The 15,502-nt window shown below is 59.0% G+C and carries 17 protein-coding genes; 9 read left to right on the top strand and 8 right to left on the bottom strand.

Annotated features, from left to right (window positions below; genetic code table 11):
- Positions 1-92 precede the first annotated feature (92 nt).
- Both ldcA and ABLV52_RS07750 read left to right on the top strand, forming a co-directional pair.
- Positions 93-1,007, top strand: a complete 915-nt coding sequence (gene ldcA, locus ABLV52_RS07755) for a muramoyltetrapeptide carboxypeptidase (protein WP_044523947.1) — start codon at positions 93-95, stop codon at positions 1,005-1,007.
- Between the two features lie 92 nt (positions 1,008-1,099).
- A complete protein-coding gene (locus ABLV52_RS07750) occupies positions 1,100-2,833 on the top strand; it encodes a potassium/proton antiporter (RefSeq protein WP_032453349.1) in 1,734 nt (577 codons plus the stop codon).
- Positions 2,834-2,849: 16 nt separating this feature from the next.
- On the opposite strand, the gene dadX is transcribed toward ABLV52_RS07750, so the two are convergent.
- The 3 genes from dadX to ABLV52_RS07735 all read right to left on the bottom strand — a co-directional run bounded on the left by dadX (position 2,850) and on the right by ABLV52_RS07735 (position 5,473).
- Positions 2,850-3,920, bottom strand: coding sequence for a catabolic alanine racemase DadX (gene dadX / locus ABLV52_RS07745; protein WP_023290204.1), 1,071 nt, complete (start codon positions 3,918-3,920; stop codon positions 2,850-2,852).
- Positions 3,921-3,929: 9 nt separating this feature from the next.
- On the bottom strand, positions 3,930-5,228 hold the full coding sequence (locus ABLV52_RS07740) for a D-amino acid dehydrogenase (protein WP_044523951.1): 1,299 nt from the start codon (positions 5,226-5,228) through the stop codon (positions 3,930-3,932).
- A 98-nt stretch (positions 5,229-5,326) separates the two neighbouring features.
- Positions 5,327-5,473: a hypothetical protein gene (locus tag ABLV52_RS07735; RefSeq protein WP_348890235.1), complete on the bottom strand. Its 147-nt coding sequence runs from the start codon at positions 5,471-5,473 to the stop codon at positions 5,327-5,329.
- Between the two features lie 76 nt (positions 5,474-5,549).
- On the opposite strand from ABLV52_RS07735, the gene ABLV52_RS07730 reads away from it, so the two are divergent.
- Positions 5,550-7,082 carry a SpoVR family protein gene (locus tag ABLV52_RS07730; RefSeq protein WP_004203310.1) on the top strand — a complete coding sequence of 511 codons (1,533 nt, stop codon included), beginning with the start codon at positions 5,550-5,552 and terminating at the stop codon, positions 7,080-7,082.
- 74 nt (positions 7,083-7,156) lie between these two features.
- Here ABLV52_RS07730 and fadR read toward each other — a convergent pair whose 3' ends face one another.
- The gene (gene fadR / locus ABLV52_RS07725; RefSeq protein ID WP_004203311.1) at positions 7,157-7,876 is read right to left on the bottom strand and encodes a fatty acid metabolism transcriptional regulator FadR; all 720 of its coding nucleotides are present in this window, start codon (positions 7,874-7,876) and stop codon (positions 7,157-7,159) included.
- Positions 7,877-8,124: 248 nt separating this feature from the next.
- Between fadR and nhaB the strand changes: the two genes are divergently transcribed.
- The 3 genes from nhaB (at position 8,125) to ABLV52_RS07710 (ending at position 10,830) form a co-directional block, all read left to right on the top strand.
- Positions 8,125-9,675, top strand: a complete 1,551-nt coding sequence (gene nhaB, locus ABLV52_RS07720; protein ID WP_023290206.1) for a sodium/proton antiporter NhaB — start codon at positions 8,125-8,127, stop codon at positions 9,673-9,675.
- Between the two features lie 128 nt (positions 9,676-9,803).
- Positions 9,804-10,334, top strand: a complete 531-nt coding sequence (dsbB, locus tag ABLV52_RS07715) for a disulfide bond formation protein DsbB (RefSeq protein ID WP_004203315.1) — start codon at positions 9,804-9,806, stop codon at positions 10,332-10,334.
- Between the two features lie 151 nt (positions 10,335-10,485).
- Positions 10,486-10,830 carry a DUF1971 domain-containing protein gene (locus ABLV52_RS07710; protein ID WP_032453353.1) on the top strand — a complete coding sequence of 115 codons (345 nt, stop codon included), beginning with the start codon at positions 10,486-10,488 and terminating at the stop codon, positions 10,828-10,830.
- Between the two features lie 6 nt (positions 10,831-10,836).
- On the opposite strand, the gene ABLV52_RS07705 is transcribed toward ABLV52_RS07710, so the two are convergent.
- The 3 genes from ABLV52_RS07705 to ABLV52_RS07695 all read right to left on the bottom strand — a co-directional run bounded on the left by ABLV52_RS07705 (position 10,837) and on the right by ABLV52_RS07695 (position 12,335).
- Positions 10,837-11,283 carry a YcgN family cysteine cluster protein gene (locus ABLV52_RS07705; protein ID WP_048336001.1) on the bottom strand — a complete coding sequence of 149 codons (447 nt, stop codon included), beginning with the start codon at positions 11,281-11,283 and terminating at the stop codon, positions 10,837-10,839.
- Between the two features lie 94 nt (positions 11,284-11,377).
- A complete protein-coding gene (locus ABLV52_RS07700; protein ID WP_023290208.1) occupies positions 11,378-12,037 on the bottom strand; it encodes a fumarylacetoacetate hydrolase family protein in 660 nt (219 codons plus the stop codon).
- A gap of 16 nt (positions 12,038-12,053) precedes the next feature.
- On the bottom strand, positions 12,054-12,335 hold the full coding sequence (locus ABLV52_RS07695) for a YcgL domain-containing protein (protein ID WP_004203320.1): 282 nt from the start codon (positions 12,333-12,335) through the stop codon (positions 12,054-12,056).
- 126 nt (positions 12,336-12,461) lie between these two features.
- Here ABLV52_RS07695 and minC point away from each other — a divergent pair, with 126 nt between their 5' ends.
- Genes minC through minE form a run of 3 tightly spaced genes read left to right on the top strand, consistent with a single transcriptional unit; the run spans position 12,462 to position 14,269 of the window.
- Positions 12,462-13,160: a septum site-determining protein MinC gene (gene minC, locus ABLV52_RS07690; protein WP_023290209.1), complete on the top strand. Its 699-nt coding sequence runs from the start codon at positions 12,462-12,464 to the stop codon at positions 13,158-13,160.
- A gap of 23 nt (positions 13,161-13,183) precedes the next feature.
- Positions 13,184-13,996 carry a septum site-determining protein MinD gene (gene minD / locus ABLV52_RS07685; protein WP_002910900.1) on the top strand — a complete coding sequence of 271 codons (813 nt, stop codon included), beginning with the start codon at positions 13,184-13,186 and terminating at the stop codon, positions 13,994-13,996.
- A gap of 3 nt (positions 13,997-13,999) precedes the next feature.
- Positions 14,000-14,269 carry a cell division topological specificity factor MinE gene (gene minE / locus ABLV52_RS07680; protein WP_004103270.1) on the top strand — a complete coding sequence of 90 codons (270 nt, stop codon included), beginning with the start codon at positions 14,000-14,002 and terminating at the stop codon, positions 14,267-14,269.
- Positions 14,270-14,347: 78 nt separating this feature from the next.
- Here minE and rnd read toward each other — a convergent pair whose 3' ends face one another.
- Positions 14,348-15,463: a ribonuclease D gene (gene rnd, locus ABLV52_RS07675; protein WP_348890262.1), complete on the bottom strand. Its 1,116-nt coding sequence runs from the start codon at positions 15,461-15,463 to the stop codon at positions 14,348-14,350.
- Between the last annotated feature and the right edge of the window lie 39 nt (positions 15,464-15,502).

Raw genomic sequence — 15,502 nt, 5'->3', positions numbered from 1 at the left:
ATGACGGGTGCGGATTGAAGTTAGCCACCTGGAGATGACAATCGCCATTCCAGGCGGCATCATAACCCTTTCATTCATAGCAAGGAATTATCATGTCTCAGTTTTATCTGGTCGCGCCATCCGGTTATTGCATCAACCAGCAGGCGGCGGCCCGCGGCGTCGAGCGTCTGCAGCAGGCCGGACACGAGGTGGCCCACCAGCAGGTCATTCCCCGCCGGCTGCAGCGTTTCGCCGGGACTGAACATGAACGGCTGGCCGATATTAACCAGCTTGCCCAGCTGCCCGGGCGCAACCGGATCGTCCTCGCGGTGCGCGGCGGCTACGGCGCCAGTCGTCTGCTGCCGCATATCGACTGGCAGGGGCTGATTGCCCGCCAGCAGCGCGACCCGCTGCTGATTTGCGGCCACAGCGATTTCACCGCCATCCAGTCGGGCCTGCTGGCCCTGGGCAATGTCGTCACCTTCAGCGGGCCGATGCTCGCGGGCAACTTCGGCGCGGAGACCCTCGATCCGTTTACCGAACACCATTTCTGGCAGGCGCTGCGCCAGCCGGAATTCACCCTCGAATGGCCGGGCGAAGGGCCGAACTGCCGGGTGGAAGGCACCCTGTGGGGCGGGAATCTGGCGATGCTGACCTCGCTTATCGGCACCCCGTGGCTGCCGGCGATCCGCGACGGCATCCTGGTGGTGGAGGATATCAATGAGCACCCGTTCCGCGTCGAACGCATGTTGCTTCAGCTGTTGCACAGCGGCGTACTGGCGGCGCAGAAGGCGGTGATCTTCGGCAGCTTCACCGGCGGCACGCCGAACGACTATGACGCGGGATACGACCTGCCGCAGGTCTTTGATTACCTGCGCCAGCAGCTCTCTGTACCGATGATTAGCGGACTGGAGTTTGGTCACGAGCAGCGCACGGTGACCCTGCCGCTGGGGGCGCGCGCGCGGCTGGTGAATCAGGCGGCGGCCACCACCCTGACAATCAGCGGCCACCCGGTGCTGGCAGAATAAATTTGTCAGACGCATAGGCGGATCCCCTGCGAATTGTTAAAATAGTGTCACTTTTAGCCATTTTTTCACGCCAGTCAGGGAGTACGTGAACATTGGACGCCGCTGCGGTCATTAGTCTGTTTATTCTGGGTTCTGTTTTAGTAACCTGCAGTATCTTATTGAGCTCCTTTTCTTCTCGCCTTGGCATCCCGATTCTGGTCATCTTTCTGGCTATCGGGATGCTGGCAGGCATTGACGGCATCGGCGGCATCCCCTTCGACAACTACCCCTTCGCCTACATGGTGAGTAACCTGGCGCTGGCGGTGATCCTGCTGGACGGCGGGATGCGCACCCAGGCTAGCTCCTTTCGCGTGGCGCTATGGCCGGCGCTGTCGCTGGCGACGGTCGGGGTGCTGATCACTTCGGCGCTCACCGGGATGATGGCGGCCTGGCTGTTCAAACTGGATATGATCGAAGGCCTGCTGATCGGCGCCATTGTCGGCTCCACCGACGCCGCGGCGGTCTTCTCGCTGCTCGGCGGCAAGGGGCTCAACGAGCGCGTCGGCTCGACGCTGGAGATCGAGTCAGGCAGTAACGACCCGATGGCGGTTTTCCTGACCATCACCCTGATCGAAATGATCCAGCAGCACCAGACCGGCCTCAGCTGGATGTTCGCCGTGCATATCATTCAGCAGTTTGGCCTCGGGATCGCCATCGGCCTCGGCGGCGGCTACCTGCTGCTGCAGATGATCAACCGCATCGTGCTGCCCGCCGGGCTCTATCCGCTGCTGGCGCTGAGCGGCGGGATCATGATTTTCGCCGTCACCACCACCCTCGACGGCAGTGGTATCCTCGCCGTCTATCTCTGCGGCTTTTTGCTGGGCAACCGGCCGATCCGCAACCGGCACGGTATCCTGCAGAACTTCGACGGTCTGGCGTGGCTGGCGCAAATCGCCATGTTCCTGGTGCTGGGCCTGCTGGTGACGCCCTCCGACCTGCTGCCGATCGCTATCCCGGCGCTGCTGCTGTCGATGTGGATGATTTTCATTGCCCGTCCGCTGTCGGTGTTTGCCGGTCTGCTGCCGTTCCGCGGATTTAACCTCCGTGAACGGGTGTTTATCAGCTGGGTTGGCCTGCGCGGCGCGGTGCCGATTATTCTCGCGGTGTTCCCGATGATGGCCGGCCTGGACAACGCCCGCCTGTTCTTCAATGTCGCCTTCTTCGTGGTGCTGGTGTCGCTACTGCTGCAGGGCACCTCGCTATCGTGGGCGGCGAAAAAAGCCAAAGTGGTGGTGCCCCCCGTCAGCTGGCCCATCTCCCGCGTCGGGCTGGATATTCACCCGGAAAACCCGTGGGAGCAGTTCGTCTACCAGCTGGGGGCCGATAAATGGTGCATCGGCGCGGCGCTGCGCGACCTGCATATGCCGCCGGAGACGCGGATTGCCGCGCTGTTTCGCAACAATGCCCTGCTGCACCCCACCGGCAGCACCCGCCTGCGGGAAGGCGATATCCTGTGCGTCATTGGCCGGGAACACGACCTGCCTGCGCTGGGCAAAATGTTCAGCCAGTCGCCGCCGGTGGCGCTCGATCAGCGCTTTTTCGGCGACTTTATCCTTGATGCCGAGGCCCGCTTCGCCGATGTGGCGCAAATCTACGGCATCGACGGCGGAGAGGAGTTCCGCGAACATCAGCAGTCACTGGGGGAAGTGGTTCAGCAGCTGCTGGGCGCCGCGCCGGTGGTGGGCGACCAGGTGGAGTTCGCCGGGATGGTGTGGACAGTAGCGGAAAAAGAGAACGATCACGTGCTGAAGGTAGGGGTCCGGGTCGCGGAAGACGAGGCGGAGTGATCCGCCCCGGAATACGTTACAGGGTCACAACCGGCACCCGCGGCGCCAGGGCGCACATCAGCTCATAGCCGACGGTGCCGCAGCTGGCCGCCACGTCGTCGATTTTAATCTCTTTGCCCCACAGTTCGACCGGCGCGCCAATCCCGGCCTGCGGACAGGGGGTTAAATCGACCGCCAGCATATCCATCGACACGCGCCCGACGGTGGTGGTCCGCACGCCGTCCACCAGCACCGGCGTGCCGCTCGGCGCCACCCGCGGATAGCCGTCGGCATAGCCGCAGGCGACGATGCCGATCCGCTGCTCCTGGGTGGTGCGATACAGGCCGCCATAGCCGATCGCCTCGCCGGGGCGCAGGTTCTGCACGGCGATGATTTCGCTGCGCAGGGCCATCACCGGCTTCAGGCCGGTGTTCGCGATATCCTGCCACTGCCCGGAGGGCGACGCGCCATACAGCACGATGCCCGGTCGAACCCAGTCAAAATGCGCTTCCGGATGCCAGAGGGTCGCCGCCGAGTTAGCCAGCGAGCGCGGGCAATCCAGTCCCTCCGCCGCTTGTTCAATACGGCGCATCGGCTCGACAATCCCCTGCGGGTTCTCCGCCTCCGCGAAGTGCGACATCAGCGTCATCTCGCCGACATTGCTTATCGCCCGCAGCTGCTGCCAGACGGTATGCACCCGCTCCGGCATAAAGCCCAGCCGGTTCATGCCGCTGTTCACCTTGAGATAGATATCCAGCGGCGCGCGCAGCTTCGCCTGCTGCAGCGCCTTAATCTGCCAGTTGCTGTGAACGCTGGTGGTTAAGCGATATTGATCCAACACCGCCAGCTCATCGGCATGGAAGAAGCCCTCCAGCAGCAGGATCGGACCTTTCCAGCCCTGCTCGCGCAGCAGGATCGCCTCTTCCAGGTTGAGCAAGGCGAAACCATCCGCCGCGCTCAACGCACTCCATACCCGCGCCACGCCATGGCCATAAGCATTGGCTTTGACCACCGCCCACAGGCGCGACCCGGGGGCCGCGCGACGCACTATCTGTAAATTCTGCCGCAAGGCCAGCAGGTCGATGCTGGCCACTACCGGACGGGTCATGCAAGCTCCTTAGTTGTGTGCGCCATGCAGATGCTGCGGACGCGCCGGGGTGAACCCGGGGCTGTAGCGGGCGACCGCCAGATCGTCGTAAGGGATCGCCGGCGTGCGGCCGGAGATCAAATCGCTGATCAGCTGCCCTGAGCCGCAGGCCATGGTCCAGCCGAGGGTACCGTGACCAGTGTTGAGCCACAGGTTTTTAAACGCCGTGCGCCCGACCACCGGCGTGCCGTCCGGCGTCATCGGCCGCAGGCCGGTCCAGAAGGTGGCCTGCTCAACGTGGCCGCCGCGCGGGAACAGGTCGCGCACCACCATTTCCAGAGTTTCCCGACGCGGCTGCAGCAGCGCTTTGTTAAAACCGACGATCTCGGCCATACCGCCGACGCGAATGCGCTGATCGAAACGGGTGATGGCGATTTTATACGTCTCATCAAGGATAGTGGAAACCGGCGCGCCGTCTTCCTGGGCAATCGGGATGGTTAACGAATAGCCTTTCAGCGGGTAGACCGGAATATCCACCAGCCCCTTGAGCATCGCCGTCGAGTAGGAGCCGAAGGCCATCACATAGGCGTCGCCTTTGATAATCTCATCGCCGCATTTCACCCCGGCAATGCGATCGCCCTCCTGCAGCAGGGCGTCCACCGGGGTATTGAAGCGGAAGGTGACCCCGGCCTGTTCCGCCATCGCCGCCAGACGGGTGGTAAACAGCTGGCAGTCGCCGGTTTCATCGTTTGGCAGGCGCAGGCCGCCGGTCAGTTTGTGGCTGACCTCCGCCAGCGCGGGCTCCACTTCCGCCAGCCGCTTCGCCTCCAGCAGCTGATACGGCACGCCGGCGTCCTCCAGCACCGCGATGTCGCGGGTGGCGTTTTCATACTGTTTGGCGGTACGGAACAGCTGCAGCGTCCCGCCCTGACGCCCTTCATACTGAATGCCGGTGGTGTCGCGCAGCGCCTTCAGGCAGTCGCGGCTGTACTCCGCCAGGCGCACCATCCGGCCTTTGTTCTCCATATAGTGGCGGGTGTCGCAGTTGCGCAGCATCTGCCACATCCACTTCAGCTGGAACGACGTGCCGTCAAGGCCGATCGCCAGCGGCGCATGGCGCTGGAACATCCATTTTATCGCCTTCAGCGGCACCCCCGGCGCCGCCCAGGGCGCCGCATAGCCAGGAGAAATCTGCCCGGCGTTGGCCGCGCTGGTCTCCTCTGCCGGACCGGGCTGACGGTCGATAACCGTCACCTCATGACCCGCCTGACTCAAATACCACGCGCTGGCTACCCCAACCACCCCACTTCCCAGTATGACGACACGCATAGCGACTCCGTAACAGTTAAAGAACAATCATCTAATTACAAATTGATAACTCAGATGAAAATATTATTCAACATACGCTTTATTTATGGTGACTTAACTCACAGCAAACCGCACCAGCCCTGCGCTGCGAGATTTACGATCTCATGCTGCGCTTTATTTTTAACCAGCATTATATTCTGTAAATAAGCACAAAAAACGGCTTTGAGATGGGGAAATCGCGAAGAAAAGCGATTGGCTGACAACACAGTTTGCTGTGCGGTGTTCTATGCTTGTTTAGAGGTTTTCCGTTCAGAGAAAACCAACAACAACGAGGGCGCGCTAATGGCTACGATTGACTCCATGAACAGGGACACCACCCGTTTAAGCGATGGACCCGACTGGACGTTTGAGTTACTGGAGACCTACCTGGCCGAAGTGGACCGGGTCGCTAAGCTCTATCGTCTTGACACCTACCCGCACCAGATCGAAGTCATTACTTCTGAGCAGATGATGGACGCCTACTCCAGCGTCGGCATGCCCATCAACTATCCGCACTGGTCGTTCGGCAAAAAATTCATTGAGACCGAGCAGGCCTATAAGCACGGCCAGCAGGGCCTGGCGTATGAGATTGTCATCAACTCCAACCCCTGTATCGCCTACCTGATGGAAGAAAACACCATCACCATGCAGGCGCTGGTGATGGCGCACGCCTGCTACGGGCATAACTCGTTCTTTAAAAACAATTACCTGTTTCGCAGCTGGACCGACGCCAGCTCAATCATCGATTACCTGATCTTCGCCCGCAAATACATTACCGAGTGCGAAGAACGCTATGGCGTCGACGAAGTGGAGAAACTGCTCGACTCCTGCCATGCGCTGATGAACTACGGCGTCGACCGCTATAAACGTCCGCAAAAAATCTCTCTGCAGGAGGAGAAGGCGCGGCAGAAAAGCCGGGAAGAGTATCTGCAGAGCCAGGTGAATATGCTGTGGCGCACCCTGCCGAAGCGCGAAGAGGAGAAGGCGATTGAGTCCGCCCGCCGCTACCCTTCCGAACCGCAGGAGAACCTGCTGTACTTTATGGAGAAGAACGCCCCGCTGCTGGAATCGTGGCAGCGCGAGATCCTGCGCATCGTGCGCAAAGTCAGCCAGTATTTCTACCCGCAGAAACAGACCCAGGTGATGAACGAGGGGTGGGCCACCTTCTGGCACTACACCATCCTCAATCATCTCTATGACGAAGGGAAAGTGACCGAGCGCTTTATGCTGGAGTTTCTCCACAGCCACACGAACGTGGTGTTCCAGCCGCCATACAACAGTCCGTGGTACAGTGGGATTAACCCCTACGCGCTGGGCTTCGCCATGTTCCAGGACATCAAGCGCATCTGCCAGTCGCCCACCGAAGAGGACAAGTACTGGTTCCCGGATATCGCCGGATCCGACTGGCTGGAAACGCTGCATTTCGCCATGCGCGACTTCAAGGATGAGAGCTTTATCAGCCAGTTCCTGTCGCCGAAGATCATGCGCGATTTCCGCTTCTTCACGGTGCTCGACGACGACCACAACAATTATCTCGAGATCTCGGCGATCCACAACGAAGAGGGCTATCGCGAGATCCGCAACAAGCTCTCAGCGCAATATAACCTCAGCAATCTTGAGCCGAATATCCAGGTGTGGAACGTTGACCTGCGCGGCGACCGCTCGCTGACGTTGCGCTATGTGCCGCACAACCGCGTCCCGCTGGACAAAGGGCGGCGCGAAGTGCTGAAACATGTGCATCGTCTGTGGGGGTTCGATGTGCTGCTGGAGCAGCAGAACGCCGACGGCAGCATTGAGCTACTGGACCGCTGCCCGGCGCGGCCGAACGCGCTATAGCTTTACGGGACGTATAAAACGACGAAGGGGGCCATCGGCCCCCTTATTGTGTTTATCGATGGCGAATAGCCAGCTTAACGCACATTCATGGCTAAATCGCCGGGCAGCGATTTCTGCATCCGGTGCCAGATCTCGCCGCTGTCATGGCCGTAGCGACGAACCAGCTCATACACCTGATCGTGCAGGCCGCCTTCGCACACCTTCGCCAGCTGATGATAAAAGCCCAGCGCCAGGCTGCGCGCTTCCGGGCTGGAGAAATAGTGGCGGCCAATGCGGGTATACAGCCCCTTCATGCCGTTGAGGATCAGACCATAGATCGGATTGCCGGAGGCGAACGCCAGACCGCGGAAAATGTTGTAATCGAGGTCGGCGAAGGCGTCGGCGTGATCTTCCACTTCCCGGGCGCTGTCCAGCACCGCCAGCGCTTTATCCGGATGCTGACGGAACGCGGTGCGAATAAAAATCGTGGAAATATTGGTGCGCACGGAGAGCAGGTTATCAATCAGCTGCGGGACGCTGTCGTGATCGAGACGTGCCAGCGTTTCAAGGATATTCAGCCCGGAGGTCTCCCAGAAGTTGTTCACTTTGGTGGGTTTGCCGTGCTGAATGGTCAACCAGCCGTCACGCGCCAGACGCTGCAACACTTCGCGCAGAGTGGTGCGGGTGACACCGATCAGCTCAGAAAGCTCGCGTTCAGCGGGGAGAATCGATCCAGGTGGGAAGCGGTTATTCCAGATGCTCTCAATGATATACTCTTCCGCGAAACCCGCAGGGCTCTGCGCCTTAATGACCATAATAATATTTCCATTACACATTGTTGCAATTGCACTCATCATACCAGAGCCGCTATAGCGCAGATAGCATCGCAAGTGAATTAAAAAGGGATCGCCGTTTCATTTTCCGTTTTTACTTTACGCTTTTCCTTCTCTCCCGTAACCGCCGCCGCGCTGCGAAGAAAGTTGCTTCTCATTTTGCTCAGCTGATACTCTTGCCAATCGTTACGCACAAAATCATGTACTAATTGACGGGGAAGGATTCTGTCGTGGAAATTTCTTATGGCCGCGCGCTGTGGCGCAATTTTCTTGGCCAGTCGCCTGACTGGTACAAGCTGGCATTAATTATTTTCTTAATCATCAATCCGCTGGTGTTCGCCTTAGCGCCGTTTGTCGCCGGCTGGCTGCTGGTGGTTGAGTTTATCTTTACCCTCGCCATGGCGCTGAAGTGCTATCCACTGCTGCCGGGGGGGCTGCTGGCATTTGAAGCGGTGCTGATCGGCATGACCAGCCCGGGTCATGTGCGGGAAGAGATCGCCAGCAACCTGGAAGTGCTGCTCCTGCTGATGTTCATGGTGGCGGGCATCTACTTTATGAAGCAGCTGCTGCTCTTCGTCTTTACGCGCCTGCTGCTCGGCATCCGCAGCAAAATGCTGCTGTCGCTGGCCTTCTGCCTGGCCGCCGCCTTCCTCTCCGCCTTTCTCGATGCGCTCACCGTGGTGGCGGTGGTGATTAGCGTCGCCGTCGGGTTTTACGGCATCTATCACCGCGTCGCCTCGGCGCGCCCCGACGATAGCGATGTGCAGGACGACAGCCATATCGATCAGCACTACCGCGAGGTGCTGGAGCAGTTCCGCGGTTTTCTGCGCAGCCTGATGATGCACGCCGGCGTCGGTACCGCGCTCGGCGGCGTCATGACCATGGTCGGCGAGCCGCAAAACTTGATTATCGCCAAAGCGGCGGGCTGGCATTTTGGCGAATTCTTCATTCGCATGTCGCCCATCACGCTGCCGGTGCTGGTCTGCGGGCTGCTGACCTGTCTGCTGGTGGAAAAGTATCGCCTGTTTGGCTACGGCGAACCGCTGCCGCCGGCGGTACGAAAGGTGCTGCAGGACTTTGACGATCGCAGCCGCGCGCAGCGCAGTCGTCAGGAACGGCTGCGGCTGATTGCCCAGGCGCTGATTGGCGTCTGGCTGATCGCAGCCCTCGCATTGCACCTTGCCGAAGTCGGCCTCATTGGCCTGTCGGTGATCATTCTCGCTACCACCTTTACCGGCGTGACCGATGAACATGCGATTGGCAAGGCGTTCACCGAGGCGTTGCCCTTCACCGCGCTGCTGACGGTATTCTTTGCCGTCGTGGCGGTGATCATCGACCAGCAGCTGTTCACGCCGGTCATCGAGTTTGTTCTGCAGGCCTCGCCGCACGCGCAGCTGTCACTGTTTTATCTGTTTAACGGCCTGCTGTCGTCCATCTCGGATAACGTTTTTGTCGGTACGGTCTACATCAACGAAGCGAAAACCGCCCTCGAGCATGGCGCCATCAGCCTGAAGCAGTTTGAGATGCTGGCGGTGGCGATCAACACCGGCACCAACCTGCCGTCAGTGGCCACCCCGAACGGCCAGGCGGCATTCCTCTTCCTGCTGACTTCCGCGCTGGCGCCGCTTATCCGGCTCTCCTATGGCCGCATGGTGTGGATGGCTCTGCCCTACACTCTCGTGCTGACGCTGGTCGGCCTGCTGTGCGTCGAGTTCACCCTGATGCCGGTCACCGAATGGTTGCTGGCTCACGGCTGGCTGGTTACCCCCACCCTGCCCTGATCCACCTGTCGCCCGGGTTCGCCCGGGCGATTCAATAACCAGTTACGTAATATTTTCCGCCGGGCCGCTGGCGTCGGTTCGGTTTTCGTTTACACTGCCATGATTTAGCATCTTCCAGGGAAATGATTATGTTGCAATATTTAAACCAGTGCTCGCGGGGACGCGGCGCCTGGCTCCTGATGGCATTGACCGCGTTCATTCTCGAACTCGTCGCGCTGTGGTTCCAGCACGTGATGCTGCTGCAGCCGTGTGTGATGTGCATTTATGAACGCTGCGCCCTGTTTGGCATCATGGGCGCGGGGCTGGTGGGCGCCATTGCCCCCAAAACGCCGCTGCGCTATGTCGCCATGCTGATTTGGCTGTACAGCGCGGTACGTGGGCTGCAGCTGGCGTGGGAACATACGATGATCCAGTTGCACCCATCGCCGTTCCAGACCTGTGATTTCGCCGCCCGCTTCCCGAGCTGGCTGCCGCTGGATAAATGGTTGCCGCAGGTGTTTGTCGCGTCCGGCGACTGTTCGGTACGCCAGTGGCAGTTCCTGTCGCTGGAGATGCCGCAATGGCTGGTGGGCATTTTCGCGGCCTATCTGGTGGTGGCTATCCTGGTGATCGTTGCTCAGCCTTTTAAAGCGAAAAAGCGCGATCTGTTTGGCCGCTAACCCGCTGTGAGTCCCGCACACCATGAAACGCCCTCCGGGGCGTTTTTTTGTGCCTGCTGTTCATCGCTGAATCGTTTCCAGTCTATGGTTGACCACGGCCATCAAAAGATGCATATTAAATACATCTTCTATAACCCCCACAGGAGCTCACATGTCATCTTTACTGATCCCCGCAGACTGGAAAGTTAAACGCTCCACCCCGTTCTTTACCAAAGAGAACGTCCCCGCCGCCCTGCTGAGCCACCACAACACCGCAGCCGGCGTCTTCGGTCAGCTGTGCGTCATGGAAGGTACGGTGACCTATTACGGTTTTGCCAATGAACAGGCGACGGAGCCGGAGAAAAAAGTCGTCATTCATGCCGGGCAGTTTGCCACCAGTCCGCCGCAGTACTGGCACCGCGTCGAACTCAGCGACGATGCCCGCTTCAATATTCACTTCTGGGTGGCGGATGAAACCGACGGTGAAAACGGGCTGTTCCACGCGAAAAAAGCGTGACGGCGCTTACCGCGCCCTGTCAGGCAGATTGAGGATGTGGTCCTGCCAGTCGACAACGGTGGACTCGGGCACCGCAATATGACGGACGGAGATGCGTTCGCCGTGCATCGCCGCTTTTGAGCCGGTCAGCAGCGGGTGCCAGGCCGGCAGAGGCTTGCCTTCCGCCAGCAGGCGATAGGCGCAGGTTGGCGGCAGCCATTCGAAAGTCGGCAGATTTTCGCGCGTGAGCTTGATGCAGTCCGGCTCATATTCGAAGCGACGCTCGTAGTTACGGCACTGGCAGGTTTTGATATTGAGCTGACGGCAGGCGACGTTGGTGAAGTAGATCTCATCGGTATCTTCATCCATCAGCTTATGCAGGCAGCACTGGCCGCAACCGTCACACAGCGATTCCCACTCCGCGTCGGTCATGTCATCCAGGTTTTTTTGTTGCCAGAAAGGTTGTTCGCTCATCGAAGTGTCCGTCGTTGCCAGTTAAGGGTGCACCTTATAACCAGTCTGGCACGACGATGCAAGTTTTGCCGCCCCAAAAGGCGGCAAACCACGCTTACAGTACCCGGGTGGTGAGCGACAGGCCGTTGAAGCCGACCACCAGCTCGTCGCCGCTGTGCAGCGGCCCTACCCCTTCCGGGGTGCCGGTGAGGATCACGTCCCCGGCTTTGAGAGTAAAGAAGCGCGACATATAGGCGATCAGCGGCACGATCTTATGGATCATGTCGGCGGTGGTGCCCTGCTGGCGCACCTCGCCGTTAATCTTCAGGCTTAACGGCGTATTCTGCGGGTCGCCGTGGAACTCGGCGGCCGGAATAAAGCCGGAGATCGGACAGGCGTTATCGAAGCCTTTGGCCTTTTCCCACGGCTGACCGGCCTTTTTCATCTTCGCCTGCAGGTCGCGCAGGGTGAGATCCAATGCGACGCCATAGCCGGCAATCCCTTTCTGCACATGCTCTTCCGTCGCCTGACGCAGCGTACCGCCGATCAGCACCGCCAGCTCGACTTCGTGATGCACCGAGCCCAGCCCCTCAGGAAGCACCAACGGCTGACGGAGATCGCACAGCGCGCTCTCAGGTTTAATAAACAGCACCGGCTCTTCCGGCGTCGCACTGCCCATTTCCTTGATGTGCTTTGCATAATTACTGCCGACGCAAACCACTTTGCTCACCGGATAATCCAGGAGCGCTCCCTGCCAGTTATGATGTTGGTACATTATTTTCCCTCGTGGGTTAATCGGATTGTTTCCCCTGTTCCGCCAGGTGTTTCTTTAGTAGATTTTCAGACGGCGGAGGAAGTTGCAGGTAATAGCCCTGTTCGCTTAACGCCTGTTTCACTTTTTCCAGGTCGGCGTTAACCAGTTTTTTGCGCCCATCCAGCGGCAGCAGCATCGCCATTTGCGGCGTGCCGAAGCCGCGCATCAGCTCGTCAGGAACGCGTGAGAAATCGTCCTTTTTTTCGACGTATAAATAGGTTTGTTCACGTTTAGTACTTCGATAGATCACACAAAACATAGTTTTACTCGGAATTAGACCCGTGGTCACTTGCCTCAATATATGAGTGACTATAACATGCCTTTTAGTCTTCGGAATATCACCGCACTTCGGCGGTCGATAAACAGCAAATTGAGTAAGGCCAGGATGTCAAATACGCCAATCGAACTTAAAGGCAGTAGCTTCACGTTATCTGTCGTTCATTTGCACGATGCAAATCCCGAGGTTATTCGTCAGGCGTTAGAAGACAAAATCGCCCAGGCTCCCGCCTTTTTACGCCATGCTCCGGTGGTGGTGAATATCGCCAGCGTCGAGGAGAGCGTCGAATGGCGCGCCGTCAACGAGGCTATCGCCGCGACCGGTTTACGTATTATGGGCGTCAGCGGATGCAAAATCCCGCGCCTGAAAACCGAAATCGACCGCGCCGGTATCCCGTTATTAACCGAAGGGAAAGAAAAAGCCCCTCGTCCGGCACCGTCCGAACCTGCCCCGCCGCCGCCAGTTGCTAACCAGATCACAAAAACGCGTTTGATTGACCAGCCGGTACGTTCCGGTCAGCGCATTTATGCGCCACACTGTGATCTTATTGTTACAAATCATGTGAGTGCCGGCGCGGAACTTATCGCTGACGGCAATATCCATGTATATGGCATGATGCGAGGACGCGCATTGGCAGGCGCCGGTGGCGACAGAGACGCCCAGATATTTTGTACCCACCTTGCGGCGGAGCTGGTCTCCATCGCCGGGGAATATTGGCTGAGCGATAACATCCCGGCCGAATTTTATGGCAAAGCGGCACGCCTGCGTTTAGGCGAAAGCGCTTTGACAATTCAACCGTTAAATTAATCCCTTTTTAACAAGGAATTTCTATGGCACGCATTATTGTTGTGACTTCGGGTAAAGGGGGCGTTGGCAAGACCACCTCCAGCGCGGCCATCGCTACAGGTTTGGCCCAGAAGGGAAAGAAAACCGTCGTTATCGACTTCGACATCGGCCTGCGTAACCTCGACCTGATTATGGGCTGCGAACGTCGCGTCGTTTATGATTTCGTCAACGTCATCCAGGGCGATGCCACATTGAACCAGGCGCTGATCAAAGATAAGCGCACGGAAAACCTCTACATTCTCCCGGCTTCCCAGACCCGGGATAAAGACGCCCTGACCCGCGAAGGCGTCGACAAAGTTCTCGAAGAACTGAAGAAGATGGAGTTCGATTTCATCGTCTGTGATTCCCCGGCAGGCATTGAAACCGGTGCGCTGATGGCGCTCTATTTCGCTGATGAAGCCATTATCACCACCAACCCGGAAGTCTCCTCCGTTCGCGACTCCGACCGTATCCTTGGCATTCTCGCCTCCAAATCCCGCCGCGCGGAAAATGGCGAAGAGCCGATCAAAGAGCACCTGCTGCTGACCCGCTACAATCCAGGCCGCGTCAATAAAGGCGATATGCTGAGCATGGAAGACGTACTGGAGATTCTGCGCATCAACCTGGTGGGCGTGATCCCGGAAGACCAGTCAGTCCTGCGCGCATCCAACCAGGGTGAGCCCGTGATCCTCGATGCCGCGTCGGACGCAGGCAAAGCCTATGCCGATACCGTTGAACGTCTGCTCGGAGAAGAACGCCCTTTCCGCTTCATTGAAGAAGAGAAGAAAGGATTCCTCAAACGCCTGTTCGGAGGATAAATTATGGCTTTACTCGACTTTTTTCTCTCGCGAAAAAAGAACACGGCTAATATTGCGAAAGAACGCCTGCAAATCATCGTCGCCGAGCGCCGCCGCGGGGACGCGGAGCCGCATTACCTGCCGCAGTTGCGCAAAGATATCCTGGAAGTGATCTGTAAATACGTGCAGATCGACCCGGAGATGGTCAGCGTGCAGCTGGAGCAACGGGACGGTGATATTTCCATTCTTGAGCTGAACGTGACCCTACCCGAAACGGAAGAGTCGAAACCCTGACCAGCTGTTCCATCCCGAAAAAAAACCGGCTACGCCACGCGCAGCCGGTTTTTTTATACCCTGAACCAGACCCGCCCGCTAGCGCGGATAGTCGTTTAACAGCCTCTTCAGCCGTTCGCCCATCAGCTCACCACGCCAACCGGAAATCAGCTCAGGCTCAGCGGCCTGCGTTTTCAGCTGCCAGTGCCAGTTCAGCAGCTGGTTGATCTGTCGACGCGACGCCAGCAGCTCCGCGCTTACGCCCTTCTCCGCGCTCACTTCCTGCACCAGCGCTTTAATCTCTTTAAAGGCTTTGCGGTAGCCCGGCATGTCGATCAGATTCTGCAGCGGCGCCGGCAGCGACGACTCCGGCAGCGCCTGGGCTTTCTCGACCAGGCCGATCAGCGTTTTGCCATGGAAGCGAATTTCGCTACCGGACAACCCGAGGCTGTCGAGCTCGCCGAGGCTGGTGGGCATATAGCGCGCCACGCTCCACAGATGCTCTTCCCGCACCACAAAGTTCACCGCCAGGTCGCGCTCACGCGCTTTGCGCAGACGCCACTCCGCCAGCAGCTGCAGGCAGCCCAGCTGGCGGGTACGCAGCTGCCAGGCGTTGCCGATATCGCGCCAGGCCTCGGCCGGGTCGACCACCTCCTGACGGCGCTGCTGCATCAGGCGACATTCGTCCAGTGCCGCCGATAGCCAGCCCGCGCGATCGGTCTCCGCCATTAATTGGCTGGCGATCGGCAGCAGGTACCAGACGTCGGCCGCTGCGTATTCACACTGACGCTCGGTCAGCGGTCGCGCCAGCCAGTCGGTGCGGGATTCGCTTTTGTCCAGCGCGACCCCGGAATACTCTTCCACCATCGAGGCAAAGCCCCAGGACATCGGCCGACCGCAGAAGGCCGCCAGGATCTGGGTGTCGATCAGCGGCTGCGGCATCAGGTTGAACGCGTTGAGGAAGACTTCTAAATCTTCGCTGCCGGCATGCAGATATTTGGTCACATCCGGATTGAGCAGCAGGTTGCGCATCGGCGCCCAGTCGTTAATCGTCAAGGGATCGATCAGAGAGACCAGGTGGCCGTCGAACAGCTGCAGCAGGCCCAGCTGCGGGTAATAGGTGCGGGTACGGACAAATTCCGTATCCAGAGCGACGGCGGAGGCCGCGCTTGCCGCTTCGCAGACAGCGCGCAGGCCATCGTCGGTGGTGATCATCTGATAGTTCAAAGCATACTCTCTTAACTTGCGCCCATA

The organism is Klebsiella sp. GB_Kp056 (assembly GCF_040064755.1).
GTDB lineage: Bacteria > Pseudomonadota > Gammaproteobacteria > Enterobacterales > Enterobacteriaceae > Klebsiella > Klebsiella quasipneumoniae.
This window is presented reverse-complemented; position numbering and strand designations above follow the sequence as displayed.

Bases quoted from the DNA above. Each gene is read 5' to 3' on its own strand.
- ldcA (WP_044523947.1), top strand. From the start codon at position 93: ATGTCTCAGTTTTATCTGGTCGCGCCATCCGGTTATTGCATCAACCAG.
- dadX (WP_023290204.1), bottom strand. From the start codon at position 3,920: ATGACCCGTCCGGTAGTGGCCAGCATCGACCTGCTGGCCTTGCGGCAG.
- ABLV52_RS07740 (WP_044523951.1), bottom strand. From the start codon at position 5,228: ATGCGTGTCGTCATACTGGGAAGTGGGGTGGTTGGGGTAGCCAGCGCG.
- ABLV52_RS07730 (WP_004203310.1), top strand. From the start codon at position 5,550: ATGGCTACGATTGACTCCATGAACAGGGACACCACCCGTTTAAGCGAT.
- fadR (WP_004203311.1), bottom strand. From the start codon at position 7,876: ATGGTCATTAAGGCGCAGAGCCCTGCGGGTTTCGCGGAAGAGTATATC.
- dsbB (WP_004203315.1), top strand. From the start codon at position 9,804: ATGTTGCAATATTTAAACCAGTGCTCGCGGGGACGCGGCGCCTGGCTC.
- ABLV52_RS07710 (WP_032453353.1), top strand. From the start codon at position 10,486: ATGTCATCTTTACTGATCCCCGCAGACTGGAAAGTTAAACGCTCCACC.
- ABLV52_RS07705 (WP_048336001.1), bottom strand. From the start codon at position 11,283: ATGAGCGAACAACCTTTCTGGCAACAAAAAAACCTGGATGACATGACC.
- ABLV52_RS07700 (WP_023290208.1), bottom strand. From the start codon at position 12,037: ATGTACCAACATCATAACTGGCAGGGAGCGCTCCTGGATTATCCGGTG.
- ABLV52_RS07695 (WP_004203320.1), bottom strand. From the start codon at position 12,335: ATGTTTTGTGTGATCTATCGAAGTACTAAACGTGAACAAACCTATTTA.
- minC (WP_023290209.1), top strand. From the start codon at position 12,462: ATGTCAAATACGCCAATCGAACTTAAAGGCAGTAGCTTCACGTTATCT.
- minD (WP_002910900.1), top strand. From the start codon at position 13,184: ATGGCACGCATTATTGTTGTGACTTCGGGTAAAGGGGGCGTTGGCAAG.
- minE (WP_004103270.1), top strand. From the start codon at position 14,000: ATGGCTTTACTCGACTTTTTTCTCTCGCGAAAAAAGAACACGGCTAAT.
- rnd (WP_348890262.1), bottom strand. From the start codon at position 15,463: ATGATCACCACCGACGATGGCCTGCGCGCTGTCTGCGAAGCGGCAAGC.